Source organism: Thermogemmatispora onikobensis (assembly GCF_001748285.1).
GTDB classification, from domain to species: domain Bacteria; phylum Chloroflexota; class Ktedonobacteria; order Ktedonobacterales; family Ktedonobacteraceae; genus Thermogemmatispora; species Thermogemmatispora onikobensis.
The window spans coordinates 13,396-39,363 of record NZ_BDGT01000049.1 but is presented as its reverse complement, the minus strand read 5'-3'; the positions used below and the strand labels follow the sequence as shown (position 1 = coordinate 39,363).

Genomic DNA, 25,968 nt, shown 5'->3' with positions numbered 1-25,968 from the left:
CATATGAAAGGCCCCCGGCAGGTGGTTCGCACCACCTGCCTGCAGGAAAGTACCGCTCTACTGGTCTAGCGGTAGCGAGGGGTCCAGTAACGTTCGAGATGGACGGTCTCCACCGGGCGAATGTTGTGGGTATACTCGTCCATCAATTTGGACATAGATTCTTTATCGCCGAAAATCGCGGCGATCTGAGAGGCGTACATCTGGGAGGCTTCCTGGCGCAGAGGAAGCAGCTCAGACATCTCGACGTAGGCCGGTTCCAGCGTATCGCCGAACTCATGCAGGCGCCGCTCCAGCTCGCCCAGGCGGGTGACGTACGGGAAATCTTCATAGAACTTGACATTGGCGTGGCGCTGTACCAGACGGTCGGCTGCCGAGCAGACCAGCTGATGGTCGACATGGTGACCCACGCCAAGAGGGGCATACCAGACGGTATCGGGGAGCTGCTCGCTCAGGCTGACAAGCAGCTGGCCGAGCTGCTGATCGATACTCAGATCGGTGGGATGAATGGCGCCAAACAGTTCCTCCTCGCGGGTATAATGGGGAGGATTCCCGCGATAAATGGCGTCGGGGTAGTCCAACCAGAGATAGTCTGCTCCGAGGTAGTCGAGGGCGCGAGCGTCCTCGCGCCGGCGGGCCTCAACTGCCTCTCGCGCATTGTGGCCGAAGCCCATGTTCTGGTGGACGGCGGTGGCCAGCGTACTGAGAGGCTGGTTCGCCGGTGGCAGGCCGGCGAAGACGGTAATGACCAGAGGGTGCAGGCCACAACTGGCCTGCAGGGCGATCGTTCCACCGCAGGAGAAGACGACGTCATCGAAATGAGGAGAGAGAAATATATGTCGATGCTTTTTGGCGATATCGGCAATACTTTGTAACTGCAAGGGTAAGCCCTCCCGTGAGTAGTTCGATCAAGACCACTGGATGCAGGTGGCCCCGCGGGATGCTGATGGGGCCGCGGTCTCCACGCAACATATCATACACTATGTTGCAATGCAATGGAGACGGGTATTGCCTCAGCAGGAGGGCCAACCGACTGGAGCTGATGATGCGGCGAGACCAGCGCCTCTGGCGGCCCTCATGAGCGTCAAGCGGGTGGGAACGAGACTATGGCAGTCGTACCCCCTCTTCCTCCTGGTAATCGACCAGGCCGTCGCGGGCCAGGCGACTGACGAGCCGTTGGAGCCAAGGGAGATCGGCCTCGGTGTAGGATGGCTTGATGCGTGGCCCTAGCTCGGCCAGGGGAAGACGCTGCTCTGGTGGCAAGGTTCGCAGCAGGGCGACAATGCGGCCCCGGAAATAGCGATCGCTTTGCGTGAATGGCTGGGCCTGATAGCTGCCCTTCTTCTCGGCCACTTTGCGCAGGGTGCGCAGAACGGTTCCCGAAGGAAAGAGGCTCTGAGCACTCAGCTCACGGTAGGCCGCGCAGGCCTCGCGAACTGGACAGCGCTCGCACTGTGGGCTGGCGCTCGTACAGATCGTGGCCCCCAGGTCCATGAGGGCCTGATTCCACTCATAGGCCCGACCAGGAGGCAAGACCTGCTCTGCCAGGGTCAGTGTCTCGGCATCGCTCAGGCGTGGCTCAGGGTGCTCCAGGCCGATGAAGAGTCGATGTAGCACGCGGCGGATGTTCGTGTCAACAGTGGCGACCTGCTGATGGTAAGCGAAGCAGGCAATGGCCCCGGCAGTGTAGCGTCCGATCCCTTTGAGCTTGAGCAACTCCTCCAGGCGGTCGGGAATGCGCCCCTGGTAGTCGCTGACCACCTGGCGAGCAATGGCCTGCAGACGCACGGCGCGCTGGTTGTAGCCCAGGGGCACCCAGGTTGAGATGACTGCTGCCGTTGGCGCAGCGGCAAGGTCCGCAAGAGTGGGAAAGCGGCTCAGAAACTCGTGATATTTGGGAATGACTCGCTCTACCTGTGTCTGCTGGAGCATGATTTCGGAGACCAGGATGGCGTAGGCGTCGCTTGTCGCGCGCCAGGGCAGCGGCCGCTGCTCGCGGGCGTACCACTCTAACAGAAGATGATGAACCCGCGCGAGCTGCTCGGGCGCGGGTTGCACAACGGTCGAGGATGACGGTGAGCTTCGACGCATAGTCCCCTACCTGCTTCCTCCCTGGCGGATCAGCCTCTGATGCTGACTTCCGCTGGCTTCCTAGCCGCGTTGCACGACGGTGTCGTCAGATCTTCCCCGCCCATCGGTGCCGCTGGGGGAGCTTGTTGAACTGCCTCCACGGCGACCCGCCAGCGAGAAGAGGGTTTCTCCGCCCTCCTGCCAGCAGCGGGCATTGGGGGCAGGCAGGTTTTCACAAAGAATCCAGTCGTTGGCATCTCTGAGGACATGCCCCTTGATGCACTTGGCGTACTCGATATGCTCGTTCAGCGCAGGATCATCGGGCCTGATCCCGGCAGTGGCGATCTTAGGCACAAAAAATTTACACCAGGGCACGGTATGGTACCTTCCTTGTTGCGCATGTGATGAGATGAAAACATGGCTGAGCGGCTAGACTGCGCCCAGGCTGTTTGCATTATACCCTATCTGCCGGCTCTGAATCTAGAGGAGAGGACCCTCGCCCGGCTGCCGGCTAGCCGGCTGGCTCACCAATCCCGCCAGCGCCAAGGACGTCGCCCGCCGGAAGAGATGATGATATGATAAGGAAGTCAGATCTATTCTCCTTGGAGAGGTGTGCTCTGTGTTAGCGCAAGAGCTAGCTGTAATTGATGGGGATTCGCCCCTCTGGGAACGTGCCAGGGGCCTCTTGAATGCCGCTCTCTTGCTAGAGCAGCAGGATGAGGGCTATGTCTGGCATGGCTGGACCAAAGGGCAGATCGAGGCCTTTCTGCGTGGATTGCCCTCGCCCTGCTGCCTGGTGGTGGCTGTATGGCAGGCCGCCTTGCCAGAGCAGCTCTCTGCTCATACGCTGGAGGGGGAGGCCGCTGAACGGCTGATGCTGGGCCTGGTTTGTGAAGTGGTGGAGGGCGAGGTCCGCTCGCTGCGTACGTTTGAGGCCCTCCGGGCGGCGGGCCTGAAAGCGGTGGAGGAGTTGGAGCCGGGCTATGAGGATGGCCTGGCTATTCTGCGCGCTGCTCATGCTCTCGTCGCTCCTGTGGCCTGGGCCTTGTTCACTGACTGGCGGACCTGGAACGAGTGGCTGCTTGGCTCGGATGAGGGGCTACCACCGCAGCGCGCGGTCGATAAAGGCGCGTTGCTGACTGCCCTGGCCCAGGCCGGTCGCTGCGTGTTGCTGGGAACGCAAACGGCCCATCGCTATCTGTGAACGCTATCTTCTCAGGATGCAGGCAGGGATGATATGTACGACGATGCGAAGGCTCTGGTATGGAATCCTATTTTGCGTCACTATGTGGTGAACGCACCGCATCGAATGCATCGCCGGGAGGGGACAGATCAATGTCCTTTCTGTGCTGATGTGCTCGAAGGACGAGTTGGGCCTGAAACTCAGGTATGGCTTCATCCCAACGACTACCCCCCCTTTCGTCCGCCGGTCGGAGAGGCTTATGTGGTAATCTACCACCGCGATCACGAGCGAACGTTTACCCGCCTGACTGTGCCGGAGGTCTGTGCGGTGATGCGGCTCTGGCGCGAGCTGTATTGCGAGTTGAGTCAGCGCTATGCCGCGGTGATGATCTTCGAGAACAGTGGCACGAGTATCGGCCAGACGCAGTTGCATCCGCATGGTCAGGCTTATGGGGTCTCGGTGGTGCCGCCGCTACTGGAGCGAGAGCTGGAAACGGTCCGGTTGGAGCTGGAGGCGGGACACGGCTGCCCCTTCTGCCGGGTGCGAGCCGAGCTGGAAAACGGCCCTTATGAAATAGTCTCTAACGCAAGCTGGCAGGTTTTTCTCCCTCCCTATGTGCGCTATCCCTACGAAACCCATCTCTATCCGCGACGCCATATGGCCGATCTGGCGGCGGCTAGCGATGAGGAGCTGGCCGACCTGGCAGCCTTGCTGTTGCAGGTGGTGCGAGCCTACAATGCCCTCAATGATGGCCTTATGGCCCCCATGCCCTATATGCTCGGTGTTCATCAATTAGACGATGAGCGCTTCCACCTCCATATTGAAATTCTGGCGGTTGGCAGGGCGCCGGGCAAGCTAAAGTATGCAGCTTCCTCTGAGATGCTCTGGTCGCTGTGGACCAACGATTCATCTCCCGTTCAGAAAGCGCAGGAATTGCGAGAAGCGATCGAGAGGGTTGCTCATGATGGCGCATGATCCAAAAGAGTTACCGTCTGCCGCGCGGCTAGCGCTGGAGCTTTTTTCGACGGTCTTTGGCGTGGACGAGGAGCAGACTGGCGAGCGGGCGGTCCTGGGTGTGGCCTGGGCGCCTGGGCGAGTCAATCTGATAGGTGAGCATACCGACTATAATGAGGGCTTTGTGCTGCCACTGGCGGTTGACCGCGTGGCTGCCTTTGCCGGGCGAGCGCGGGGCGATGGGCGAGTGCGCCTCTGGTCGCGGCAGTTTCAGGAGCTGGCTGAGATCGAGTTAGAGGGTCTGCCAGCCACCTTCAGCGCTCAGGCCACGCGGCTTCCGTCCTGGGCCCGCTATGTGCTGGCGGTCTTGAGCGAGCTCAAGGCGGCTGGTCTGGACCTGCAGGGATTCAGCGCTGTGCTTCATGGTGATGTTCCCCTGGGAGGGGGAATGAGTTCCTCTGCGGCTCTGGAAGTAGCGACGGCCTGGGCGGCCTCTTTGTTTTCAGGTGGCCGCTTTGTGATTGGAGAAGGGGCGGCGGCGCCAACGAGCCTGTCCCCCCTGGAGGTCGCTCGTCTCTGTCAGCGGGCCGAACATCTGGCCTCGGGAGTACGCTGTGGCATTCTCGATCAGGCCGCCTCGTGCCTTGGGCGTCCCGGTCAGGCGCTGCTGCTTGATTGCCGCTCACTAGACTTCCGCTATCTGCCCTTTGAGAGCGAGCGAGTGGCTCTGCTAGTGGCCGATACCCAGGTGCGGCGTGAGTTGGCGGCTTCGGCTTACAATGAGCGGCGGCAGCAGTGCGAGGAAGCGGCGCGTTTGCTCGCAGCGCTGGTGCAGGCTGAGACGGAGCAGGAATCTACCAGCAAAGCTGCCGGGCCGCAGATCGCCTCTCTCCGTGATGTAACGCCGGAGTTGTTCGCACGCTATGCCTCTCGGCTGCCCGAGGTGCTCCGGAGACGAGCTGGCTATGTCGTGGCTGAAAATGAGCGGGTGCTGGCGGTAGCGCGTCTGCTAGAGCGTGGCGAGGTGGAGGCCGTTGGCTCTTACCTCTGGCAGACGCATGTGGGGCTACGTGATGAGTACGAGGTGAGCTGTCTGGAGCTTGACACGCTTGTCGAGATTGCGCGTGGAGTTGAGGGGGTGCTGGGGGCGCGTATGATGGGGGGAGGGTTTGGTGGCTGCACCATCAATCTGGTGCGTAGCGCGGCAGTGGAGCCATTGAAGGAGGCGATCCTGAGCGAATACCCGCGTCAGACCGGGCGGCAGGCGAGTGTCGAGATCTGTCGGGCGGCTGCTGGTCCGGGTGCTTTCTCCTTGCCGGCGTAAGTTGGACAGTCTAAGGAGCCAATTGGCGATGAAGCTCTTTCTCTCGACTGATTTTGAAGGTACCAGTGGCATTGTGGCCTGGGAACAGATCATCGAAGGGCAGCAGGAATACGCGCAAGGGCGTCTACTCTTAACTCGTGAGGTCAATGCTGTCATCGGTGGGGCCCAGGAGGCGGGAGCCGGCGAATTCGTGGTCAATGATGCTCATCATGTTATGCGCAATCTTCACCCGCAGGAGCTGGCTGGAGAGGCCACCTTAATCAGCGGTCGCCATAAACCTCTCTACATGATGGAGGGACTCGACAGTAGTTTCGCGGGCGTCTGCTTTGTCAGCTATCATGGCTCGATTGGGGCGGAGCGAGCTGTCCTCTGCCATACCTATAGCCCGGCTGCCATTTGGGAGGTACGTCTCAACGGGCAGGTCGTAGGTGAGGCGGGCATCAACGCCCTGGTAGCAGCCCATTATGGGGTTCCGATCGTTCTTGTCAGTGGCGACGACGTGACGGTCCAGGAGGCTGAAGTTGTGGCGCCTGCCGCCGAAAAGATCGTCGTCAAGCACTCCCTGGGACGTTTTGCTGCTGCCCACCTCCATCCAGACAAAGCCTGCGAGCTGCTGCGCGCGGGAGCGCACCGTGCCGTTGAACGCCTGGCGCGCGGTGATGAGCGTCTGGCTCCTCCCAGTTTTGCGTTGCCGGTGCGGCTGGAGGTCACTTTCTTAGTGGCTGACATGGCTGAGATGGCCTGCAGTGTGCGAGGTGTTGAGCGGACAGCAGCGCGTACGGTCTCTCTGAGTGGCGAGAATCTGCTCGACATCTACCGCCAGTTTGTAGCGGTTGTCATTCTGGCGCGGGCCCTCGCTGATCGCTAGCTAGGGCAAAGCAAAGTGGGGTGCCCGTCCGGCAAAGGCTATTCCCGATGCGCTCTTCTCTCTTCTGGAAACGCGAGGTCATCGATGGTTGAGTCTGTGTATCGCTACTGTCCTTTCTGTGCTACGCCCTTGCGGGAGCAGATGGTAGGGGCGGTGGTGCGACCGAGCTGTCCGGCCTGTGACTTTGTGCTCTATCTTGGTCCGAAGGTGGTGACTGTCGTTGTCATTGAGCATGAGGGGCAACTCCTGCTAGGCCGGCGTGCTATTGAGCCTGGGAGGGGGAAGTGGAGTTTCTGCAGTGGCTATGTTGATCGCGGGGAAGAGCTGGAAGAGGCGGCGCTGCGCGAAGTGAAAGAAGAGACCAATTTGAGCGTCGAGCTGCTGAACCTGCTCGGTCTCTATAGTCGGAAGGGCAGCCCCCATCTGCTTGTCGCTTATCGAGCGCGCCCGTTGGCCGGCTCGCTGGAGGAGCTGGCTCCCCAGCCGAGCGAAGTCAGCGAACTGGCCTTTTTCCATCCTGGGGCAGTTCCTGAGCTGGCTTTCCCTTTTGACTCTGTCATTTTGCGTGATTGGCAAGCGCTGATCAATAGAACCAGGTTGTCAGGTTCGCAGAGTCTGTAAGCCGGCGCGCTCCCTGACCCGCTCCAAAAAGCCAGGACCAGGGAGCAGCAGGTCGATGGCGATGAGGAGGGAGACGCCTCATGCTCGTTCCCTTGTCCCTGGCCCTATGAGACGTGGAGAGGTCAGAGTTGACTTGGCCGGTACTCTTGCGACTCGGCTCCGGCGCCAGCTCCGGCCTCCGTTGGGGCTGGCAGCGAGCGCTCGATACGCTCTACAACCTGGATCAAAGTATTCAGGTGCTGTTCTAGCTCTGCTGACTGCTGATGAAGAGTACGGAGCTGGGTCGCCAGAGCATGCAGCTCCGGGTTCAACAGAGCCAGTTCTTGGCTCCGGTAGTGCTCATGGTGATCCTCGCCGACGGGGAGCGCCTCCCGCTCCTCAGATTCGAGGGCGGGAGCCACTTCAACGCGCGGCGCTGCCGAGGTCGGACCTCGTGCTGGAAGCTCCTCGGCTGCTGTGCTCCTGATTACCCAGATCAGGGCCACAATGGCCAGCAGACCAAGGACGAGTAAGCCTCCTGAGATGAGCAAGACCACTGCTTTGCTCCTTTTCTTGCGCGCTTCAAATCGTTGATGGGTAAGCTTCTTCTACCTCTTGTCTTTTGCTTCCCGGTTCCCTTCCAGCATCACCATCTCGGACTGGGCTGGACTGCTTTGACAGAGGCGGGGCCAATCCCCTTGGCGGGCTGGAGTTGCGACAGACGACTGTCAATAGCACCCTCAGTTACTGCGGTGTGGAGTGCTTCCCCTGGCCCAGCCTGGCCTTGGCTGTCGGCGTCTTGCCGCTGAAACCAGGCTGCTGGGGCTGGCCTCGCATCGGCAGTGGGCGAGTGTCCGCCTCTATCATCGCCCTGCTCCCGTGGACGGGGCTGGTGAGCCAATGATGGGCGGCAGCAGCTCGCCGGTGGGATCTCCTTTAGTGAAGATGGATGGTCACTTCAGCGCTCATACCTGGCATCAAGGTCTTGCCGGCGGTGCCATCCAGGCTAATAATCACCGGGATGCGCTGACCGACCTTGGTGAAATTGCCGCTAGCGTTATCTTGCACCGGCAGGAGCGAGAACTCCGAAGCGGCTGCCTGGACAATCTGCTTCACATGGCCCGTGAACTTTGTGTCTTTATATGCATCGATTGTTATATCGACACTCTGGCCAGTTTGGATATTGTTGATAGCATTCTCATCGACGTAGGCTGTTACCGTCAAGTGGCTGGGATCATAGATTTCCAGCAGTGGAGAACCAGCGACCACCTGCTGGCCGGGGACAGCCGCGACCTGGATCACCGTCCCGCTGATAGGGCTGGTCAGAGGAACAGCCCGGGCTGCGTTTGCGCGGGATGCTGCTGTAGACGCAGATGCGTTCTGTGCTGGGGCGGCAGCGCTGGTGCTCGCGCTGGTGGTCGCGGTCGCCACTGGTGTCAGCTGGGCTACAGCCTGACCGGCATTCACATGGTCACCCAGGTTAGTGCTCAGGGTAGTCAGCGTGCCGCTGGTGGGCGCGTTGATCGTTACAATCGGAGCAGTTACCTGAGCATCGTCGGTGCTGTAGTATGTGTAGTTATAGTAAATCCAGTAAGCGATCCCGCCAGCAATCGCAAATAAAGCGACCACCGTCAGGACGGGGACCAGAATCAGGCGTCTCATCTGAATCACACTCCTCCAATGAAGCCTTCTTGATTGTGCGAGGCGGAGTAGGCAAGCTCAAACTCCGTGCGGATTGTTTTGGTCATAGAGTCATGGAAGAACCAGGTTGCCAATAGGGCGAGCGAGGCTAGCCGGCAAACATGGTCTCCATGGCGGCAGTTGTGCGCTCCTCACTGGCCGCGGGCGCCCCACGACGGCGTGCCCAGCGAGGGCGAACACCCGAGCGTACGAAGAGCGTCGCCACCATAGCCAGCACTGTGGCCAGCAGGGTCACGCGGAAAGCATCCTGCATGGCCAGCACGTAGCTGCGCTGCTGCAGCAGTTGAGCGATCAGCTGCAGCGCCGCGTTATAGGCAGAGCGAGCATCAGCTCCGTGCAGGATGAAGAGCGCCTGGATGCGCGGGATCAGCTGTCCCAGGGGAGAGCTGGGCGTGACCATCTCTGCCAGATGGCCGAAATGGATCTGATTCTGTGTCTGGACCAGCGTTGCCAGCACGGCGATGCCCAGGGAGCTAGAGACCGAGCGGGTGACGGTGCTGATCGAAGAGGCCTGGGCCAGCTTCTCGGGCCGAATTGTCGAGAGACTGGCCACGGCCAGCGGCTGCACCGAGAGACCGAGGGCCACACCGCGCAGGACTAGAATCCACTGGAACCAGCCGAAAGGCGAGTGGACCGTGATGGTCGTCAGCTCCCAGTTTGCCAGCGCCAGGGCCAGCAGGCCCGGAATCATTACCGGGCGCACTCCAAGTCGGTCGACCAGCACCCCGCCTAACACTGAGCTCACCATCGAGGCCAGGGCCTGGGGCAGGAGCAGCAAGCCGGCCTGGAAGGCGCTCAGTCCACGCAGATCCTGCAGGTAGATTGGGAAGAGGAACAGACCCCCAAACATGCCGAAGATGATGAAGACCTGGGCAATGGTACTGGTTGTAAAGGGGCCATTGGTGAAGATGCGTAAATCGAGCAGTGGCTCGCCGCCGCGCGCTGCGAGCATCAGCTCGATGGCCGTGAAGATGGCCAGCGCCAGCACGCCGGCGAGCAAGAAGCCGCGTACCAGCGTCGAGCCCCAGCCGTAAGTACTGGCCTCTGAGAGGGCGTAGAGCAGGGAGGCCAGGCCAGCAGCGGCAAAGACAAAACCCGCTGCATCGAAGCGCGGCCTGCGCTCCACCGGCTGCTCGCGCAACAGGAAGATCGCCAGCAGTACGGCTACAATACCGACCGGGACATTGATGTAAAAGATCAGCTGCCAGCCGGCGTACGTTACCAGGTAGCCGCCCAGGGTTGGGCCGATGGCGGGTGCCAGCAGAGCCGGCACTCCGAAGAGGCCCATGCTCATCCCGCGCTCCTCGGGCGGGAACTCCCTAAAGGCCAGGGCCATTGAGAGCGGGAAGAGCGAGGCGCCGCCGATGCCCTGCAGGATGCGGAAGAAGATCAGGGCTGGCAAGCTCCAGGACAGGCCGCAGAGGGCCGAGCCAAGTGTAAAGGCTGCCAGGGAGATGATATAAAAGCGTTTGATCCCCAACGTATCGGCGAAGAAGGCCGCCGTTGGCGTGACCACGCCCTGGGTTAGAATATAGGCTGTCAGCACCCACTGGACGGTGTGCAGATCGGCCCCAAAGGCCGCTTGCAGGTGGGGAATGGCAATATTGACGATGGTCTGGTCCAGAATGGACATGAAGACGCCGATGATCACCACAATAGCCACAATCCACTTATAGGCCAGACCACCCCCACGCCTCCTTGTTTGCTCGCTTGCTTGCATATAGCAAAGCTCCTCTTCTCTATCGCGAAACTCACTCACTCACTCACTCACGCAGAGCGGGAACCAGTCTCGGCTTGCAGGGCTCCTCTTTAGCTAGACTCGCTTGTCTGGATCGCAGGGTACCATGCCGTAAAAGAGCAGATCGACCACCTGCTCGATCAGCTCTTCGCGAGAAAATTGTCTCACAGACAGCTGGCTGAGCAGGCCCCGCGCCACGACCCGTGTGACGAAGATCGAAGCCAGGATCTGCACGATCAGCTCCGGCGCAAAGGTGCGGCGAAAGCGACCCTGCTCCTGCCGCGTGCGCACGAAGTTGATCAGGACCTTGCGATTCTCCGTCAGCACCCTTGCCAGAATCTGGGCCGCGTCAGGGTGGCTATGGATCAGCAGCATGGCCAGGCGCAGCAAATCGCCCTGGGGAGTAGCCATTAGCGTATCGTGGAAAGCCGCCACAATGCGGTAGAGCGCCGTGCGATCGTCGATCTGGCCTTCCTCGGCCTGCTGCACGGCTTCGGCAATAGTGGACTGCAGCGTCCCATGCGGGATGTAATGCCTGATCAAGGCTGTGAGCAGCTCCTCTTTGCTGTGGAAGTGCCAGCAGAGGGTGCCGCGTGAGACCCCGGCCTCAGCGGCGATCTCATCCAGCGTGGTGGCCGAGATCCCCGAGCGCGCAAAGGCTCGCAACGCTGCCTCCAGGATCAGCTCGCGCGTATCCTGGGCTGGCCTCTCGCGTAGTAGCCCGCGCTCTACCAGCGTCGCCCGCAGCTGCTCCTTGCCGCCGGCGAAGTGGTAGTAAAAAGCCGGACGCGACAGCCTGGCCTCTTTGGCGATCTCCTCAACGGTCACTTCCTCAAAGGGACGGCTGCGCAGCAAGCTCTCCGTTGCCTGAATCAGGCGCTCTTTGCCCCTGGCTCTGGCGTCGCCAGGATCAGGATCACGCTCAGCCATGATGAGTCGACTCCCTGGAAGCAAGCAGACTGTACTATCCAATAACAGTGACTGTACTGTTTAGTCCAGACGTCTGTCTAATATAGATAAGATAGTTGGGAGTGTCAAGAGGCAAGCGCTGATTGCGGGCCGGGGAAAGGAAGAATGGGTCAGGCAGAGGGGCGCTGGACATGGTATATAATGGCCAAAGGCAGGGCCTGCCAGATGGGAGCCGAGGCTGGAGGCTGGCAATGTCGAGGCCCTGCTGGGGAAGTGAGTCGTTCCCCTGACTTGCTCGACGGAGAGACGCCTGTGAGGAGAGAGCTATCATGGCATTACGATTTGGTCTGCTGGTTCCCCAGGGCTGGCGCCTCGACCTGGTAGGTATTGCCGATCCAATTGAAGCTTATGAGACGATGACGCATGTGGCCCGTGAGGCCGAGAACCTGGGCTTTGATTCGATCTGGCTCTTTGACCACTTCCATACGGTGCCGCAGCCGCTGCAGGAAGTGACCTTTGAATGCTGGACGAGCACAGCGGCCCTGGCCCGCGATACGCGGCGGGTGCGTATCGGGCAGATGGTGACCTGCAGCGCCTATCGCAATCCGGCCTTGTTGGCCAAGATGGCGAGTACGGTTGATGTGCTGAGCCACGGACGGCTGGACTTTGGCATTGGGGCTGGCTGGTACGAGCATGAGTGGCGCGCCTATGGCTACGGTTTCCCAGAGGCTCCGGAGCGCCTGCGCATGTTACGTGAGGCCGTGCAGATTCTTCTGAAGATGTGGACTGAGGAGGAGGCCTATTTTGAGGGGCGCTATTATCAGGTGCATGGCGCCATTAATCAGCCCAAGGGGGTGCAGCAGCCGCATATTCCCTTGCTGATCGGTGGTGGGGGGGAGCAGGTGACCTTGAAGCTGGTGGCTCAGTATGCCGATGCCTGCAATGTCGGTCATCTCGATCTGGCGGGAATTGCCCACAAATTCGCGGTGCTGCAGCAGCATTGCGAGGCTATTGGGAGGGATTATCAGACGATCAAGAGGACAGTGCTCTTTAATTGTGCTATTGCGGAGACCGATGAGGAGGCCATGCGCAAGGCTCAGCAGTCCTACATGGGGCGCAATGTATCGCCTGAGCAGCTGCGCGAGCGCGAGCTGGTGGGAAGTCCCGAGACGATCCGCCAGCGTTTGGCAGCCTACGAGGAGGTCGGGGCTCAGGAAGTGATTGTCTATCTCCCTGATGCGGCTCAGCTTGAATCGGTGCGCCTCTTTGCTCACGAGTGCATGGCCAGGCTGCGCTGAGAAAGTGTCTCCGTAGGGGCGGACACGGGCGCTATGCCTGCTGTATACTAGCAGCAGCAGAGCAGGCGCGAGCTGACAGAGCGGAGGCTCTCTCGATGGGCCTCCCGTTCTGCTCAGTGGCGAGCTGTGTTCAGAACCAGCAAGGAGGGTCCCTATGGATATCAGCGATGTGGTGCGTCAGGCGCGGGCGGCCAATGTGCGTCTGGTGCGTTTCCTCTATTGTGATAATGGGGGGATCATCCGGGGCAAGGCGACGCATGTGGAGAAGCTGGCGACGCGCATGCGCGAAGGCATCGGGCAGACCCTGGCGATGCAGGCTTTCACCTCGGTCGAGACCCTGGCGGCAGTCGAGGGGATGGGGCCGGTGGGAGAGTTCCGCCTGATTCCTGATCCGCAGACCTTTGTGGTGCTGCCCTATGTCCCGGCCAGCGCCAGCATGCTGTGCGACTTGGTGCGTCTGGATGGCCAGCCCTGGGAAGCCTGTCCGCGCACCTTTCTGAAGCGGATGGTGGCGCGCCTGTCTGAACAGGGTATGCGGGCCGAGGCGGCCATCGAGCATGAGTTTTATCTGGCGCGTGATGTGGGAGGCCGCTTTGTGCCGGCGGACCAGAGCCTCTGCTACAGTAGCATCGGCCTGGATGAGCAAGCAGAGGTGATCGATGCCATTCTTGCCGCGCTGGAGGCGGTCGGGCTCTCGGTGGAGCTGTTTCATACGGAGCTGGGACCGGCCCAGCAAGAGCTGTCAATCCGCCATGCCGAGGTCCTGACGGCGGCTGATCACGTTTGCCTGGTGCGTGAGGTTGTGCGTGGGACGGCGCGTCACTATGGCCTCTATGCGACCTTTGCCCCCAAGCCGTTTCTGGATCAGGCTGGCAGCGGCGCCCACATTCACCTCAGTCTGTGGGGCGCCGAGGGGAGTCCCCAGGCCGGCAGGAATCTCTTCCATGATCCGCAGCAGCGTGGTGGCCTGAGCCAGACCGGCAAATATTTCATCGGTGGGGTGCTCCGTCACTTGCCGGCGCTGGTGGCGCTGACCTGTGGCAGCCCCAACTCGTATAGCCGCTTGCTGCCGCACTTCTGGAGTTCGGCGTATACGGCCTGGGGCTACGATAACCGTGAGGGAGCGATTCGCGTGCCGTCGCCTTTCTGGGGACGGGAGGCCGAATCGATCAATCTGGAGCTGAAGCCCTCTGATCATAGTGGCAATCCCTATCTGGCGCTGGGGGCTTTGATCGCTGCAGGTCTGGATGGCATCCAGCAGCAGATCGATCCGGGGGAGCCGGTTGAGGTTGATCCGGGCAACCTCAGCGATGAGGAGCGCGAGCGGCGGGGCATTCGGCGGCTACCAACGACGCTGGATGAGGCCCTGGATGAGCTGGAGCGCGATACGGTCCTGCTGGAGGCCCTGGGGCCGTTGCTGGCAGATTCCTATGTGGCTGTGAAACGGGCCGAGGCCGATTTCTTCCGCGAGAAGACGCCGGAGGAGGTGGCCAGCCAGCATTTCTATAAGTACTAGCCGAAAGTACTGGTAGCGCCAGGTGGCCAGAGCAGGGCTGAAGATCCACTTGATCGTGGAGGACTGCGGCGACTGCCTCTTGCCCGCCCTGGCTGGAAAAAGCGATAGCCTGCGCAGGGATGATACAATGATGTGCAGGCTGTCGCATTTTTCTGCCTCTGTTAAGCTGTTACAAGAACATGTGCAGGGAAGAATGAGCTGAGGACAAGCTGTTCTCAGCGGAAGTGTGTGCTACTGGGATGATGATGCCTATGCCCAACGCTTTAGGAACACCACAGCAGACAACCTATGCCTATCGCATTGAGGGCGGCTATCCTGTCGTGGGCGAGATTACCTGTCTGGGCGCCAAGAACTTTGCGACGAAGGCGATGGTGGCGGCCCTGCTAGGAGAGACGCCAACAGTACTCACCAATGTGCCGCCCATTGGCGATGTCCAGATCACGGCGGAGATGCTGATGGGGATTGGGGCACGGGTGGAACAGCTCGATGAAACGACACTGCTCATTGATCCGACAACGGTCAATGCTTCGACAGTCCCCTTGGCTCAGTCTGGCAGCAACCGGGCGCCGATCTTGCTCCTGGGGGCCTTGCTACACCGATTCGAGCGGGTCGCGGTGCCGGTTGTGGGTGGCTGCCAGATTGGGGCGCGCAAGGTGGATTTCCACCTCGATGCCATTCAGCGCTTCGGTGGTCTGGTCGAGGAGACGCCCGAGGGCTACGTGGCGCAGCGTGTGCAGCCGTTGCGGGGGACCCATATCCATCTGCCCTATCCGAGTGTGGGGGCGACCGAGACTTGCCTTTTCTTGAGTGTACTGGCCGAGGGGCGAACGCTGATTTCGAACGCGGCGATCGAGCCGGAGATCTTTGAGCTGATTACGATGCTGCGCTCGATGGGGGCGATTATCTTCACCTCCCCGGGTCGAGATATTCGGGTGGAGGGGGTTAAGCGTCTGACGGGAACGCGCATGACAGTGCTGGGCGACCGCATCGAGGCGGCTTCTTGGGCTTCGCTGGCCTGCGCCTCCGATGGCGATGTGACGGTGCATGGGATTCGCCCGGATAGCCTCGGCAATTTTCTCTCCTATTACCAGCAGGTGGGTGGCGGCTTCGAATTTGTCGACGCCAACAGTATCCGCTTTTTCCGCCGGCGCACGCTCAGTCCAGCGATCATCGAGACCGATGTCTATCCGGGCTTCTCGACGGACTGGCAGCAGCCGTTTGCCGTACTGCTGACGCAGGCCGATGGCATCTCGATTATTCACGAGACCGTCTATGAGAAGCGCTTTGGCTATCTTAAGGCGCTCAATCGGCTGGGGGCACGGACGCAGCTGACGACGCATTGTTTGGGCAGCGTGCCGTGTCGCTATCGCGATATGAATTATGAGCATAGTGCCATTATTATTGGCCCGACGCCCTTTACGGCGGTCGATGAGGAGATTGTCATTCCCGACCTGCGCGCTGGCCTGGCCTATGTGATCGCGGCGGCTATTGCACGCGGCACCTCGGTCATTACAGGAATCCATTTCCTGGAGCGGGGCTACGGGAATATTGTGCCGCGACTGGCGGCCATGAATCTGAAGATTGAGCGGATTCCTTATCGGATGCCGGCGGTGGCAGAGGCATGAGCTGGAAGGCCGGGCCCGGTACAGAGCCGCCTGCCCCTCGAAAGAGGCAGGCGCTACCGGGATAAGACTTCGCTTGGGCCGCAAGCTGACCTGGGTTGGGCATGCTCGACCCAGGTGCAGATGCGGCGCTGCCGGACCGACTCCAGAACGATCAGGTTGGGCTAACTTGGATTGGATGGTTTGAGGGAGCGTGCGGTCTCGCTGACATCCTGCGCCGACTTCTGGGCCAGACTGCCCAGTTCCTCGGCAGTGTCGCGCACGCGCGTGGCGGCCTGGCGCGCGTATTCCTTGACGTTGCCAGCGGTCTGCGAAACGCGGCTAGAGACCTGCTGCATGTATTCGTTCAGTTGCTCGTTGTCGGGGAGATAGCCGCGCAACTGCTGCAGCCGCTCGCCGAGTAGGCGGCGCATCTCTTCGCCGCGCATAGGAGCAATCAACAGGCCGATACCAACGCCGACCAGGACTCCTCGAAAGAAGTTGTTCATCCTGCCCTCCTTCCTTCCTGCCAGATAGAGAAGGCGTGGCCAGTCCAAGCCGGGCCATTACTGCTGATGGGCACGACTGTCCGACTGCTGCCTTTCTTCTCTGTCAACACGCCTGAGTATGGCAAACGGTTTCAACGGTGAGTTTGGGCGAGCGTTACTAACATTTCGATGTAGCGGACGAAGGCAGCGTAAGGTCCGACGAAAGGGATCTCCTGCGTCACTTCACGCAAGCGTGCGGGCGGAAAACCCTGCCTGGCCAACTGTCTCAGCCAGGAGCAGGCGCGAGCGACGCGCTGGCGGTCCGCCTCCCGCACCGGCTGCTCAGGGGTGCCTCGCCCATAGTTATAGCGACGCAGCAGGTCGGGATCGCTGCGATAGGCCCGCAGCAGGGGACGTAGCACGCGCTGGATCATCTCAGCACTAACTGTATTATAGAGATAAGCTGCAAGAAGATCCTCATCAACGCTGTCGGCAAAGGTCATCAGATGGCGGAGACGCAGGCGGCGCTCGTGCTCGAGGCGCAGCGGGTGATTGATCGTGCCCTCTTCATTGAGGCGCAACTCGCCCAGGGTGGTGCTTAAGGTCATGCCATAGCCCAGGCGCCCGACCCAGCCGCCGGTGCTCAGGCTGGGGGCCTGGGCGGAGCTGGGCCTCTCCTCCTGCCAGGCCTGCAGAGCCTGGGCGCTCAGGGGCCAGCGCAGCCAGGCGCGGGCGGGAGTAAGCAGGGGATCGAGAAAGACGAGGGTGCCGCTGACCTCAAGAATGGCCTCTTGAAAAGCCTCTTGCTTGTCGCGCCGATTGCTGCCGATGATCCAGAGATCGGTGATGCCGGCCTGCTGATAGGCCAGGTGGCGGCGCTGCCACTCTTCGAGTTCCAGAGGAGCGCACTGGAACTCAACGGCCAGCTGGCGGCCATCGGCATGTTTCACGAAGACGTCGGCGATGCGATTCGGCTCAGGGAGCCGTTCCTCCAGGGTGACGCGAGCGGCGGGAAATTGCTGGCTCAGCCAGGCGGCCAGCGTAGCCTTGCCGCGCATGTGCCGCTCCGATTCTTCTTCGGTGCTCCAGGGGCATTCTCCTTTGCGATGAGCGAAATGGAGCTGGGTCCGTCGTGCTGGTCCGCCGCGTAGATGCAGCACGGCGCGGCAGTTGGGACAGAACAGCTGGCGCTGCTGCGACCATTCCTGCAGCTGACTCAAGGCCCGCTCATCGGCTACCACGGGCTGACCGTCTGGTCCGTAAGCAACGAGCATGGTCCGCATCCTTCCCTCAGTGAGACAAGACCTGACCCTGGTGCAGGGAGAGACAGACGAATGCTCTCCCTCCTCCTGATTCTATTCTGCTGCGCTGGCGCTGGGGAGGTGATAAGCTGCGTCCTTCTCAACCGGTCTGGCTGCCGCGGGTGGGCGGGCGCTTGACGGATAGCTCTGCTTATGGCTTGCGCCGGGGGCGGGAACGTGGTAGCCTATGAACACAGCCCCCGGTCGTGCTGGCTGGGCGGGGCGCCCTGGTGGCGGGAGACTGGGCTGAACGAAGAAGATTGTTGCTCTGTTATTTGAGGAGGATTAGCTCAACCGTGGCCTGCAATTTGAGCAAGCGGCACTTGCTAAAATTGGAGGACCTCAGCGCTGAGGAGATTCGCGCCCTGTTGGCGCTGGCCAGCCGTCTGAAGGCGGCCAAGTCTGCCGGGAAGGAAGAGCAGTACTTGCGCGGCAAGAATATTGTCCTGCTGTTCGAACAGGACTCGACGCGCACGCGCACGAGCTTTGAAGTGGCGGCCTTTGATCAGGGGGCCCATGTCACCTATATTGGCCCCAGTGGCTCACATGTCGGGCAGAAGGAGAGCATCAAGGATACGGCGCGTGTGCTGGGGCGGCTCTACGATGGCATCGCCTACCGTGGTCCAGCTCAGGAGACGGTCGAGGAGCTGGCCCGCTATGCCGGGGTGCCGGTCTGGAATGCCATGACTGCCCACTCGCATCCGACGCAAGTTCTGGCCGATCTGCTCACGATGCAGGAGCATGTGGCGAAGCCGCTGGAGGCGGTGAGCTTCTGCTTTGTGGGGAATGTGAGCTATAACATGGCCGATACGCTGCTGGTGGGCGGGGCCTTGATGGGGATGGATGTCCGCCTGGCTGGTCCGCGCCAGCTCTGGCCCAGTGAGACGCGCCTGCAGGAGGTGCAGGCCCTGGCGGCCACCAGTGGCGCCCGCCTCACGGTGACCGAGGATGTCGCCGAGGCTGTGCGTGGCTGCGACGTCATCTACACTGATGTCTGGGTGTCGATGGGTGAGGACCCGGCCCTGTGGGGGGAGCGCATCCAGCTCCTCGCACCCTATCAAGTGACGTCCCAGCTCATGGCCCTTACCCACAACCCGCAGGTCCTCTTTATGCATTGTCTGCCAGCTCTCCACAATACTGAGACGGGTCTGGGCCGCTCGATCGCGGCGCGCTATGGCTTGGAGGCTCTGGAGGTCACCGACGAGGTCTTTGAGTCGCCAGCCTCCATTGTCTTCGAGCAGTCCGAAAATCGCATGCACACTATCAAAGCCCTGATGGTGGCCACCCTGGCAGCCCTATCGCTCGATAGTTAGCTGGCGGGCGCTCGCTTCTGAGCGCCCGCTGACCCTTCCCCCCCTCCTTCTCATCTGCTGGCTCGCCGCCATTCTTCTCGCCGGCCACCCTTGACTTTCTTCGCATTTTGCTTATACTCAATTATTGAGTACTCAATCGATGAGCAAGATACTGCCGCCCACTTCGCGCTTCGTCGTCACGGCAGTCTTCACCAGCAGAGCGAGTTTCAGCGTGGTTAACGCTCATCGCATTGGGACTCTTCTTTTGTGTGGCGTTTTTTGGGGACGGCCCTGAAGAACGGGCTGTGTGCAAGGCGTTACGGACGGCGCGGTCAACCAGCAGCAATGAAGAAGGAGAACGATCATGACGCTGGCCGAAAGCAATGTCGCTGTCTTACCGGAAGTCCAGACCTTCATTGGAAGTGGGCCGAAGAAGCTCTTTATTGGGGGGAGATGGGAGGAGGCCGCTTCGGGCAAGACCTTTCCCGTCTACAATCCGGCCACTGGCGAAGTGTTGGCGCAGGTTGCCGAGGGAGACAAAGAGGACATTGAGCGGGCGGTGCAGGCGGCGCGGCGCAGCTTCGAGAGCGGTCCCTGGCGCAAGATGAAGCCCTCTGAGCGTGGGCGCCTGATCTGGAAGCTGGCCGACCTCATTGAGCAGCATAGCGAGGAGTTTGCTCAGCTTGAATCGTTGGACAACGGCAAGCCTCTGCGCATTGCGCGCATCGGCGATGTGGCGCTGACCGTCGACATGTTCCGCTATGTCAACGGCCCCAGGCTCAAGCCAGGGGCTTGCCCGCAGCCTTGTCGGCCCGGGCTTCAGGGCTGGTTGACAGCAGCCCACTGCCCCGCAGGGCAGTACAGCGATCACGGATATTCCGAGCGGCATTGATGTCGGCATGCTCCTGGTACCCGCACTGCGGACAAGTGAACGCATGTCGACGGCGGTTCCCCCGCTGTCCACACTGCGAACAGATCTGACTGGTGTAAGCCGGGTTCACCTCCACCACGCACAGCCCCCGCTCCTGGGCCTGCTGCTCTGTCCAGCGCCGGACTAGGCCGCGTTGCCACAGCGCAAGCCGCCGCCGCAGCGCTCGCCCCCGGACCTGCTCTTGCTGGGGCGGCGGCACCTGGAGCTGTTCGAAGACCAGCACCGCGTGTGGGGGCACCCACTCCACCAGGCGCTTTGCTACGGTCTGGGCAAAGGTCTGGGTGCGGTGTCGTTGCCGGCGACCAAGCCGTTTCAGCACCCGTCGGACACTGCGGGTGTCCCGATGCTGTGCCTTGTGGGCCGCCAGCTTCCGCTGCAGTCTCGCCCGTGTCTTCGCGGTCCGTCGATTGCGCACCTTCACCGCCTTCCCACTCACAAAGAGCACCCGCTCCTGTCCATCTACGGCCACCACCGCATTCGTCTCATTCAGATCGATCCCCACGACCCGGCTCGCTCCTGCTGCCTCATCCGAGGGTGGGAGGGGCTGCGGGTCTGGCACCTCCAGCGTGATGGTCAGTCGCCCCAGCAGCCGCCCATTGCGTTCCAGCACCGTGAGGCTGTCTATCGTCTTCGCCTGCGCCAGCCGCGGCTGAAAGGCCTCCGGCACCTGGGAGGGCAGGCGTTTACGCCCGGCCACGGTCCAGATGGAGAGGATGCCGTCGGACTGCAGGCTGGCGTCCCGCCCACGTGCTCCGATCAGAAACAGCGCCCGTCTGCGCCGGAACTGGAACGGGCACTGTGGCGGGCGGCGGTTGCTCTGGGCACTCTGGTAGGCGGCGGCCACCAGCCGGATGGCGGTGCAGGTCATCTGCGCGTTGAGCTGGCCCTTGACCTCGTGATAGCAGGCCCGATGCAGCCCCATGGCAGAGAGGGGCTTGCCCCCGTTGAAGCAGGGGGCTGAGAGCTGCTGCTGCACCCGCTGGAAGACGGCCAGGGTCTCACGCAGGTCTTCATCGGCTGGCAGCAGCAGCGGGATCGTTCGCTGCACCTGGGCCATCGGCCTCCTCCTTCCTCTTCGTATTCCTTCTCACAAGACGTGTTCCCACGCTCGTTTTCCTTTCCGGTCATCTGATGGAGAGAGAGGCACCTTCTCCTGGAGGGAAGGAGCGCCTGGGAAACGCCTGGTCTCTTGGGCGATCTCCTTCCCCCAGAAGCAGATGAGCGATCTTCCTCTTCCTCCTCCTGGCTGAGTACAGGCTCCGGCTGCATGGTCCCTGGTCACCAGGCACTGGAGGAGCCTGCCATCAGTGACCATCCAGCTCGGTCTGAAGCTGCTGGAGCAGGCGCTCCAGTGCCTGCTCCCAGCGGTGCACCACTGCCTGGGCCTCCTCTTCCAGGAGCACCCGCTTCTTGGAAGGGAGGGAGCGCTGGATCAGATCGACTGCCGCCAGGGTACTTCCCCATCCTTGCTCGAAGCCATACCCTAACAGGATCAACCCGGCCTGCTTGAGCCGGACCTCCCTTGCCCTGGACTCGGGGGTGATTGGCCACTCCTGGATCATGAGCGCGGCCTTGACCCGACTGTAGAGTCGGATGCAGTCCTCTCGTTTGAGCAGCCTCAAGACCTCGGTCAGCAGCTCCGAGGCAGAAGGTTCAGGTACCTTGTCGGGAAAAGAATCCGGTTGGATCATCGCAGATCACTCCTTTCTCTTCTGGTGTCTGGTGCTGGCAGTAAGCCTGCCAGGCGGTTCGCAGCCGTGCCAGGGCGGCCTCGCGCACCTGTCGGACGCGCTCGGGGGGCAGGCCCAGCGCGCGGGCAATCTCCACCAGGGTGGCTGGACGCCAGCGGTCCCCCCAACCCAGCAGGGCTTCCATCACGATGCGCTGCCGGGGAGTCAACTGGTGCCGCAGCGCCTCTGCCAGCCAGCGTCGTTGCTCCTCTGCCCCGTCGGGACTGCAGACGGCCTCAGCGGGATCAGGCGCTCGGGGATCGCACTGCTCCTCTATCTGCCAGCGCTCTTGCTGTGTCAGGGCGTCCAGGGAGACCGTCCGGGGCACAGGCTGTGAGCCGGGGAGAGCAGGCTGTGCGCCCTCCTCTGTCCCCCCTGGGGCTGAGGTGTGAAGACGGACCTGGACATACTCAGGCAACCGGATGGTATCCGCTGCCCGGATCGCCCGGAGGATCGCCTGCCTGATCCACCAGGTGGCATACGTGCTGAACCGGGTGCCTCGCTCCGGGTCATAGTGGCTGGCTGCCTCAATCAGCCCCAGATTGCCCTCCTGGATCAGATCAGCCAGGTCCAGGGCTGCCTGTTCCCGGAGCAGGGGCGCATAGGTCCGCGCCACGCTGACCACCAGGCGCAGGTTTCTCTCTACCAAAGCCATGATCGTCTGCGTCTGCTGAGCACGGGGAGCCGTTCCTGTCTCTGCGCTCCCTGCACCGTCCTGGGGGCAGACGGACAGATCGTTCAGGTACAGGGTGACTAGAGTCAGGTCGGTCCGGTAGGCACGCAGGCGCCGGGGGGTCAGATGGGGAGAGGGAGCAGGCGAGCGGGGCCTGCTCCCGGAAGACAGGCGGCTAGTCGCGCAGGGCATGCCGACCTCCTGGGGAGACACGAGCGGGCTGGCCTGCCCCCGCCGGATGCCGCTGGCGCCGCCTCCAGGTAAGCTGGAGGGCAAGGTGTTGTGCACACAACTGCTGGATCGTGGCCTCCAGGCGCATCTGACGGGCCTGATAGGCGGCGATCTGGCGTTCCAGCCGGCGCAGGGAACGCTCTGGGTGGGTAGCTGTCCGATGGAACAGTCCTTTCATCCACTGCATAACCTTTCCTCCTGGATGGGGAGCGGTCCCCACCCACATCTGTAGGCAGATGAGGGAACGAACAACGTGAGGGCCTGAACAGGGGAAGAACCGGGAACTGGCACAAGCAGCGCGTTCAGGCTTACTCGTCTGAACCAGGCTGGCAAGAAGGAGAACGCGCCTCGTCGACGGAGAAGAAGGCCCGAGTCCTGGCGGGACCGGCTGGCAGCCATTCGGGAAAGGGGGCCAGCCCGAGCAGGCGGATCAGGGCCTCGACCTCCTGATCGGACAGCCCATCCAGGACCAGGGCCGCCTGGAAATCCTCACCAGGCCGCTGTTGTGGCTGTTGGACAATGGCCGCCGCCTTCAGCCCGTCGGGACGCGCATAGAGCAGCCAGGTCCCTGCTGGGAACCGGCCCGTTCTGGCACGGATCACCGATGCTCACCTCCTCCCTCTGTCGGGCAGGGAAACAGGACCGTCCTGCTGATCGCTCTGGGACCCCGGCTAGCCTCCAGGCGGCCTAGAGTAACCTGCAGGAGCAGGAGCTGCTGCCGGACCTGCTGGCGCAGGCGATCCGGGCTGTTGACCCCTGGCCGGCGCCAGGGGGGCAGGCCCTCCGCCTCCTCGCTACTGATCCGCCGGGCCAGGGTGCCGGCCAGCAGGCGGGTCTCATCACACTGCTGGCAGGCATCCGTGAGCAGATGCTGCTGGTGGATCAAGGCCGCTTCCACTGCACTGGCAGACACGTGTGGGGGTCCGCCATGCGCGCGCGCGGTCTCAGCCTCCAGCCGTAGACAGAGCTGTCTCAGTCCACGGGTCAGGCGATCCAGATCCGCCAGCGAGAGGGCGATCTCGTAGGCACCGACCTGGTGGCTGGCCCAGGAGAGCCAGGCCAGCCAGTGGGGCCAGGGAGCATCAGGAGCGGGCGGCTCACAACTGGGGAAAGGCTCCAGGGGACCGGACTTAGCCATTGCCCACCCCCGAGGACCCTGCTGGAACGTCACTCAGCCGCGCATCAGGAACCTGCACAGCAGGAGCCAGCTCGTCAGGAACTCGTGCGGTTAGATGACACACGAGCTGAAAGGGGACACCGTCGACCCGGACCAGGATCACAGGCGCCTGTCCCGATCTCGACGGTTGCACCTGCAGGGTCACTACGCGCGGGAGATCACCGGGAGCCTCCTGCACCACCTGGGGGAAAGTACACAGGCGCACTGCCCCCACCCCAGCGACAGCCGAGCCAGGACCCGAGGCTGAAGCCGGGGCAGTGATCTCCACGACCAGGATCGTGCCGTGCCAGTCCTGCCCCAGGAAATGGTGGACCTGGCCATGCACTACGACATCAAGCTGACTGACCCGGGCTGTGCCATAGGCATACTGGGCTTGCTGCTGCTGCCACCATGCCCCCAGGGTGGGACCAAGCCACCCGAGCCAGCACAGGGCCAGCAGCATTCCTGTCCCCAGACTCAGAGCAGCCCGTACCCGTCCCCGGCGCGGCGTCTGAGGCGTGCGCGAGCGACCGGAGCCAGGGGAACCATCCGCAGGCATCTCCGGCTCTGTCAGAGGGACCCGGTCCGCGGTCACAGGAGCCGCTGCCGCAGGGTGCAGGCGACTGGCTCGCAGCGGAATGCCTGTGGAGAAAGACTGGGAAGGGGATGGAGCGGTCATGACGAGAGAAAACCTCCTCTCAGGTTTGGCGACAAAAGCACGACAGGAGCAACGCAGACAGACGGAGGGGAGAAAACAGCACTGCTGAACGTGGCATGTACGGGGCTGTGGCGTAGACTGGCCTATGGGGTGCTGGAAGGATCAGCCCCCCGTGACCGGCCTGCTCGTGAGGAGCGGACAGGCCCATCCCAGGGCGGCCAGGTTGGTCCTGGGCGGATCTCATACCAGGTGAGCCGCTCCTGCAGTTCCGCCCGTAGGTGCTCAGCGAGCCAGAAAGCCTGGCCCTGTCGGGCAGGATCAGGCACCCGGCGCAGCCGCTCAATGCGACACAGCACCTCCCGAAGGGCCTCCAGGTACGCCCGGCGGGTTTCCAGGAAGCGGCCCCGCCGATCCGGGGCGAACCAGGGAGGCCAGAAGAACCAGAGGGTAGGCAGCGCCGGCGATGCCCCGACCCAGAAGAGTCGACCCGGACGTCGCAGCAAGGTCTCTACCTGGGCCAGCAGGATCTCCAGGGGAACAGGAGAGGCAGCAGCGTCCTCTGGCTCCTCCTGACCCACCCGCTCTGTAGCTGCTGGGATCACGAATGCCCCCTTTCCAGGTGTGCATGCTAACAGAAGGAGCAGTGCGAGGTGCACCTGGGAAAGCCCGGCAGAGAAGCGAGACACCTCCCCAGAAACACCTCGCTGGCGGTGTATCTCACCACCAGGGATAGGGGCGGTTCAACCCACGCTCGTCAATCTGGACGGACCCAGGAGCTGGGGCTGGGAAACATACCACATAGGGGGAGCGTTTCCCAGGCTGCAGCAACAACCAGCCGGTGGAACCTGAGGAAGCTTCCGTCGGTTCCTGGTCCATGCGTGTGGGTGGAGTCCCCTCCGAACGCACAGGCACCACCTCCAGGAACACCCCCTGAGGGACCAGCAAGGGACAGTATTGGGGAGGGAGGCATTGGTCTTCCAGAAAACGTTGCACGAACCCAGTCAGGAAAGCAGTGATCAGTTTCTCTCGCTCCGGCTGCTGACCCACCAGCGTCCGAGCGCGCTGCTGAGTCAGCAGCAGCGCATGCGGCCCACGCTCTCCCCCAAGGTCATAGTGAAGTCGTCCCGCGAGGTACCAGTCTTCCTCGGTATTCTGGGGATGGAAGAAGAGCAGAGCATCTTTAGTCCCCAGGGCGGTGGCAATCGTCAAGAGAATGTTCTGAAACGTGTCGCAAATGACCTCGTCCTCCAAGTCAGGATCAATCACGACCGCTGCGGGTTCCTGTAGGATTGCAGGGTCACGTCCACACAGCCGCAGGAGTTCCTCCAGCTCATTGGGATACCATACCCGTCCGCGCCAGCGAACCCGCCACGAGAGAGAAGACAGAGGGGACATAGAACACCTCCTTGATCAGAATAGGGGGCTAGGAAGAGAGCACCCGAAACTGCTGCAGGGCAAAGGAGACGCCAAAACACTGTTTGTGGCTCCTGCCCGACTCGAAGAACACCACGCAGACACTTCCGTCGTCAGCGACGGAAGTCACGACTCCCCGACCCCAACGGAAGGCCGGGGTCCCGTCAGGATGAAGACCGACAGGAGAGGGAACCAGCACCGTGTGCCCACAGAACAGACGACGCGCCTGCGCCACCAGACGTGCATAAGGCACTGCCCAGGGTGTACGCGCAGCTCTCCGAGCGCGTCGCCGACGCAATCGAGAGGGAACGACAGGAGGGAAAGACGGGAAGGCAG

Annotated in this window: 28 protein-coding genes; 10 read left to right on the top strand and 18 right to left on the bottom strand. The window is 62.0% G+C overall.

What is annotated here, in order from left to right; all coding sequences use genetic code 11:
• Window positions 1-65: 65 nt before the first annotated feature.
• The 3 genes from BGC09_RS17895 to BGC09_RS17885 all read right to left on the bottom strand — a co-directional run bounded on the left by BGC09_RS17895 (window position 66) and on the right by BGC09_RS17885 (window position 2,442).
• Complete coding sequence (locus tag BGC09_RS17895; RefSeq protein ID WP_069805595.1) at window positions 66-878, bottom strand: PIG-L deacetylase family protein; 813 nt, start codon at window positions 876-878, stop codon at window positions 66-68.
• Window positions 879-1,101: 223 nt separating this feature from the next.
• On the bottom strand, window positions 1,102-2,088 hold the full coding sequence (locus BGC09_RS17890) for an HhH-GPD family protein (protein WP_069805594.1): 987 nt from the start codon (window positions 2,086-2,088) through the stop codon (window positions 1,102-1,104).
• 60 nt (window positions 2,089-2,148) lie between these two features.
• A complete protein-coding gene (locus tag BGC09_RS17885) occupies window positions 2,149-2,442 on the bottom strand; it encodes a hypothetical protein (protein WP_069805593.1) in 294 nt (97 codons plus the stop codon).
• A gap of 244 nt (window positions 2,443-2,686) precedes the next feature.
• Here BGC09_RS17885 and BGC09_RS17880 point away from each other — a divergent pair, with 244 nt between their 5' ends.
• The 5 genes from BGC09_RS17880 to BGC09_RS17860 all read left to right on the top strand — a co-directional run bounded on the left by BGC09_RS17880 (window position 2,687) and on the right by BGC09_RS17860 (window position 7,017).
• On the top strand, window positions 2,687-3,271 hold the full coding sequence (locus tag BGC09_RS17880) for a hypothetical protein (protein WP_069805592.1): 585 nt from the start codon (window positions 2,687-2,689) through the stop codon (window positions 3,269-3,271).
• Window positions 3,272-3,304: 33 nt separating this feature from the next.
• On the top strand, window positions 3,305-4,225 hold the full coding sequence (gene galT / locus BGC09_RS17875) for a galactose-1-phosphate uridylyltransferase (RefSeq protein WP_069805591.1): 921 nt from the start codon (window positions 3,305-3,307) through the stop codon (window positions 4,223-4,225).
• Window positions 4,212-5,528, top strand: a complete 1,317-nt coding sequence (gene galK, locus BGC09_RS17870) for a galactokinase (protein ID WP_176728968.1) — start codon at window positions 4,212-4,214, stop codon at window positions 5,526-5,528. Before galT ends, galK begins: the two co-directional genes overlap by 14 nt.
• Window positions 5,529-5,556: 28 nt before the next feature.
• A complete protein-coding gene (locus BGC09_RS17865) occupies window positions 5,557-6,396 on the top strand; it encodes a M55 family metallopeptidase (RefSeq protein WP_069805590.1) in 840 nt (279 codons plus the stop codon).
• Window positions 6,397-6,480: 84 nt separating this feature from the next.
• Window positions 6,481-7,017: an NUDIX domain-containing protein gene (locus BGC09_RS17860; protein WP_069805589.1), complete on the top strand. Its 537-nt coding sequence runs from the start codon at window positions 6,481-6,483 to the stop codon at window positions 7,015-7,017.
• A gap of 122 nt (window positions 7,018-7,139) precedes the next feature.
• On the opposite strand, the gene BGC09_RS17855 is transcribed toward BGC09_RS17860, so the two are convergent.
• From BGC09_RS17855 to BGC09_RS17840, 4 genes are all read right to left on the bottom strand, one after another.
• Window positions 7,140-7,553: a hypothetical protein gene (locus tag BGC09_RS17855; RefSeq protein ID WP_069805588.1), complete on the bottom strand. Its 414-nt coding sequence runs from the start codon at window positions 7,551-7,553 to the stop codon at window positions 7,140-7,142.
• Between the two features lie 379 nt (window positions 7,554-7,932).
• On the bottom strand, window positions 7,933-8,658 hold the full coding sequence (locus BGC09_RS17850) for an HlyD family secretion protein (protein ID WP_084659068.1): 726 nt from the start codon (window positions 8,656-8,658) through the stop codon (window positions 7,933-7,935).
• A gap of 127 nt (window positions 8,659-8,785) precedes the next feature.
• Window positions 8,786-10,417, bottom strand: a complete 1,632-nt coding sequence (locus tag BGC09_RS17845; RefSeq protein ID WP_069805587.1) for an MDR family MFS transporter — start codon at window positions 10,415-10,417, stop codon at window positions 8,786-8,788.
• Between the two features lie 93 nt (window positions 10,418-10,510).
• Window positions 10,511-11,365 (bottom strand): TetR/AcrR family transcriptional regulator, encoded by an 855-nt coding sequence (locus BGC09_RS17840; RefSeq protein ID WP_069805586.1) that lies wholly within the window; start codon window positions 11,363-11,365, stop codon window positions 10,511-10,513.
• A 308-nt stretch (window positions 11,366-11,673) separates the two neighbouring features.
• On the opposite strand from BGC09_RS17840, the gene BGC09_RS17835 reads away from it, so the two are divergent.
• From BGC09_RS17835 to murA, 3 genes are all read left to right on the top strand, one after another.
• Window positions 11,674-12,642, top strand: coding sequence for an LLM class F420-dependent oxidoreductase (locus tag BGC09_RS17835; RefSeq protein ID WP_069805585.1), 969 nt, complete (start codon window positions 11,674-11,676; stop codon window positions 12,640-12,642).
• A gap of 154 nt (window positions 12,643-12,796) precedes the next feature.
• On the top strand, window positions 12,797-14,158 hold the full coding sequence (locus BGC09_RS17830; protein ID WP_069805584.1) for a glutamine synthetase family protein: 1,362 nt from the start codon (window positions 12,797-12,799) through the stop codon (window positions 14,156-14,158).
• A gap of 239 nt (window positions 14,159-14,397) precedes the next feature.
• A complete protein-coding gene (murA, locus tag BGC09_RS17825) occupies window positions 14,398-15,783 on the top strand; it encodes a UDP-N-acetylglucosamine 1-carboxyvinyltransferase (RefSeq protein WP_218104092.1) in 1,386 nt (461 codons plus the stop codon).
• Window positions 15,784-15,944: 161 nt separating this feature from the next.
• Here murA and BGC09_RS17820 read toward each other — a convergent pair whose 3' ends face one another.
• Together BGC09_RS17820 and BGC09_RS17815 are read right to left on the bottom strand one after the other, a co-directional pair.
• Window positions 15,945-16,268: a YtxH domain-containing protein gene (locus tag BGC09_RS17820; protein WP_069805583.1), complete on the bottom strand. Its 324-nt coding sequence runs from the start codon at window positions 16,266-16,268 to the stop codon at window positions 15,945-15,947.
• A gap of 131 nt (window positions 16,269-16,399) precedes the next feature.
• Window positions 16,400-17,521, bottom strand: a complete 1,122-nt coding sequence (locus BGC09_RS17815) for a competence protein CoiA (RefSeq protein WP_069805582.1) — start codon at window positions 17,519-17,521, stop codon at window positions 16,400-16,402.
• A gap of 323 nt (window positions 17,522-17,844) precedes the next feature.
• Here BGC09_RS17815 and argF point away from each other — a divergent pair, with 323 nt between their 5' ends.
• Both argF and BGC09_RS22295 read left to right on the top strand, forming a co-directional pair.
• Window positions 17,845-18,861, top strand: coding sequence for an ornithine carbamoyltransferase (gene argF, locus BGC09_RS17810; protein ID WP_069805581.1), 1,017 nt, complete (start codon window positions 17,845-17,847; stop codon window positions 18,859-18,861).
• Window positions 18,862-19,204: 343 nt separating this feature from the next.
• Window positions 19,205-19,732 (top strand): aldehyde dehydrogenase family protein, encoded by a 528-nt coding sequence (locus tag BGC09_RS22295; protein ID WP_084659066.1) that lies wholly within the window; start codon window positions 19,205-19,207, stop codon window positions 19,730-19,732.
• Here the strand turns inward: BGC09_RS22295 and BGC09_RS17800 are convergent.
• The 9 genes from BGC09_RS17800 to BGC09_RS17760 form a co-directional block, all read right to left on the bottom strand.
• A complete protein-coding gene (locus BGC09_RS17800) occupies window positions 19,620-20,828 on the bottom strand; it encodes an RNA-guided endonuclease InsQ/TnpB family protein (RefSeq protein WP_069805579.1) in 1,209 nt (402 codons plus the stop codon). The genes BGC09_RS22295 and BGC09_RS17800 overlap by 113 nt on opposite strands.
• 247 nt (window positions 20,829-21,075) lie before the next feature.
• Window positions 21,076-21,462, bottom strand: a complete 387-nt coding sequence (locus BGC09_RS17795; protein ID WP_069805578.1) for a hypothetical protein — start codon at window positions 21,460-21,462, stop codon at window positions 21,076-21,078.
• A complete protein-coding gene (locus tag BGC09_RS17790; RefSeq protein ID WP_069805577.1) occupies window positions 21,425-22,366 on the bottom strand; it encodes a sigma-70 family RNA polymerase sigma factor in 942 nt (313 codons plus the stop codon). The genes BGC09_RS17795 and BGC09_RS17790 overlap by 38 nt, the downstream gene beginning before the upstream one ends.
• On the bottom strand, window positions 22,350-22,592 hold the full coding sequence (locus tag BGC09_RS17785) for a hypothetical protein (RefSeq protein ID WP_069805576.1): 243 nt from the start codon (window positions 22,590-22,592) through the stop codon (window positions 22,350-22,352). The genes BGC09_RS17790 and BGC09_RS17785 overlap by 17 nt, the downstream gene beginning before the upstream one ends.
• Before the next feature lie 121 nt (window positions 22,593-22,713).
• Window positions 22,714-23,007: a hypothetical protein gene (locus tag BGC09_RS17780; protein WP_069805575.1), complete on the bottom strand. Its 294-nt coding sequence runs from the start codon at window positions 23,005-23,007 to the stop codon at window positions 22,714-22,716.
• The gene (locus tag BGC09_RS17775) at window positions 23,004-23,543 is read right to left on the bottom strand and encodes a hypothetical protein (protein ID WP_069805574.1); all 540 of its coding nucleotides are present in this window, start codon (window positions 23,541-23,543) and stop codon (window positions 23,004-23,006) included. Before BGC09_RS17775 ends, BGC09_RS17780 begins: the two co-directional genes overlap by 4 nt.
• Window positions 23,536-24,240: a hypothetical protein gene (locus BGC09_RS17770; RefSeq protein WP_069805573.1), complete on the bottom strand. Its 705-nt coding sequence runs from the start codon at window positions 24,238-24,240 to the stop codon at window positions 23,536-23,538. The genes BGC09_RS17775 and BGC09_RS17770 overlap by 8 nt, the downstream gene beginning before the upstream one ends.
• A gap of 122 nt (window positions 24,241-24,362) precedes the next feature.
• On the bottom strand, window positions 24,363-24,821 hold the full coding sequence (locus tag BGC09_RS17765; protein ID WP_141727844.1) for a hypothetical protein: 459 nt from the start codon (window positions 24,819-24,821) through the stop codon (window positions 24,363-24,365).
• Window positions 24,822-24,936: 115 nt separating this feature from the next.
• Window positions 24,937-25,614 (bottom strand): hypothetical protein, encoded by a 678-nt coding sequence (locus BGC09_RS17760; RefSeq protein ID WP_069805571.1) that lies wholly within the window; start codon window positions 25,612-25,614, stop codon window positions 24,937-24,939.
• Window positions 25,615-25,968 lie beyond the last annotated feature (354 nt).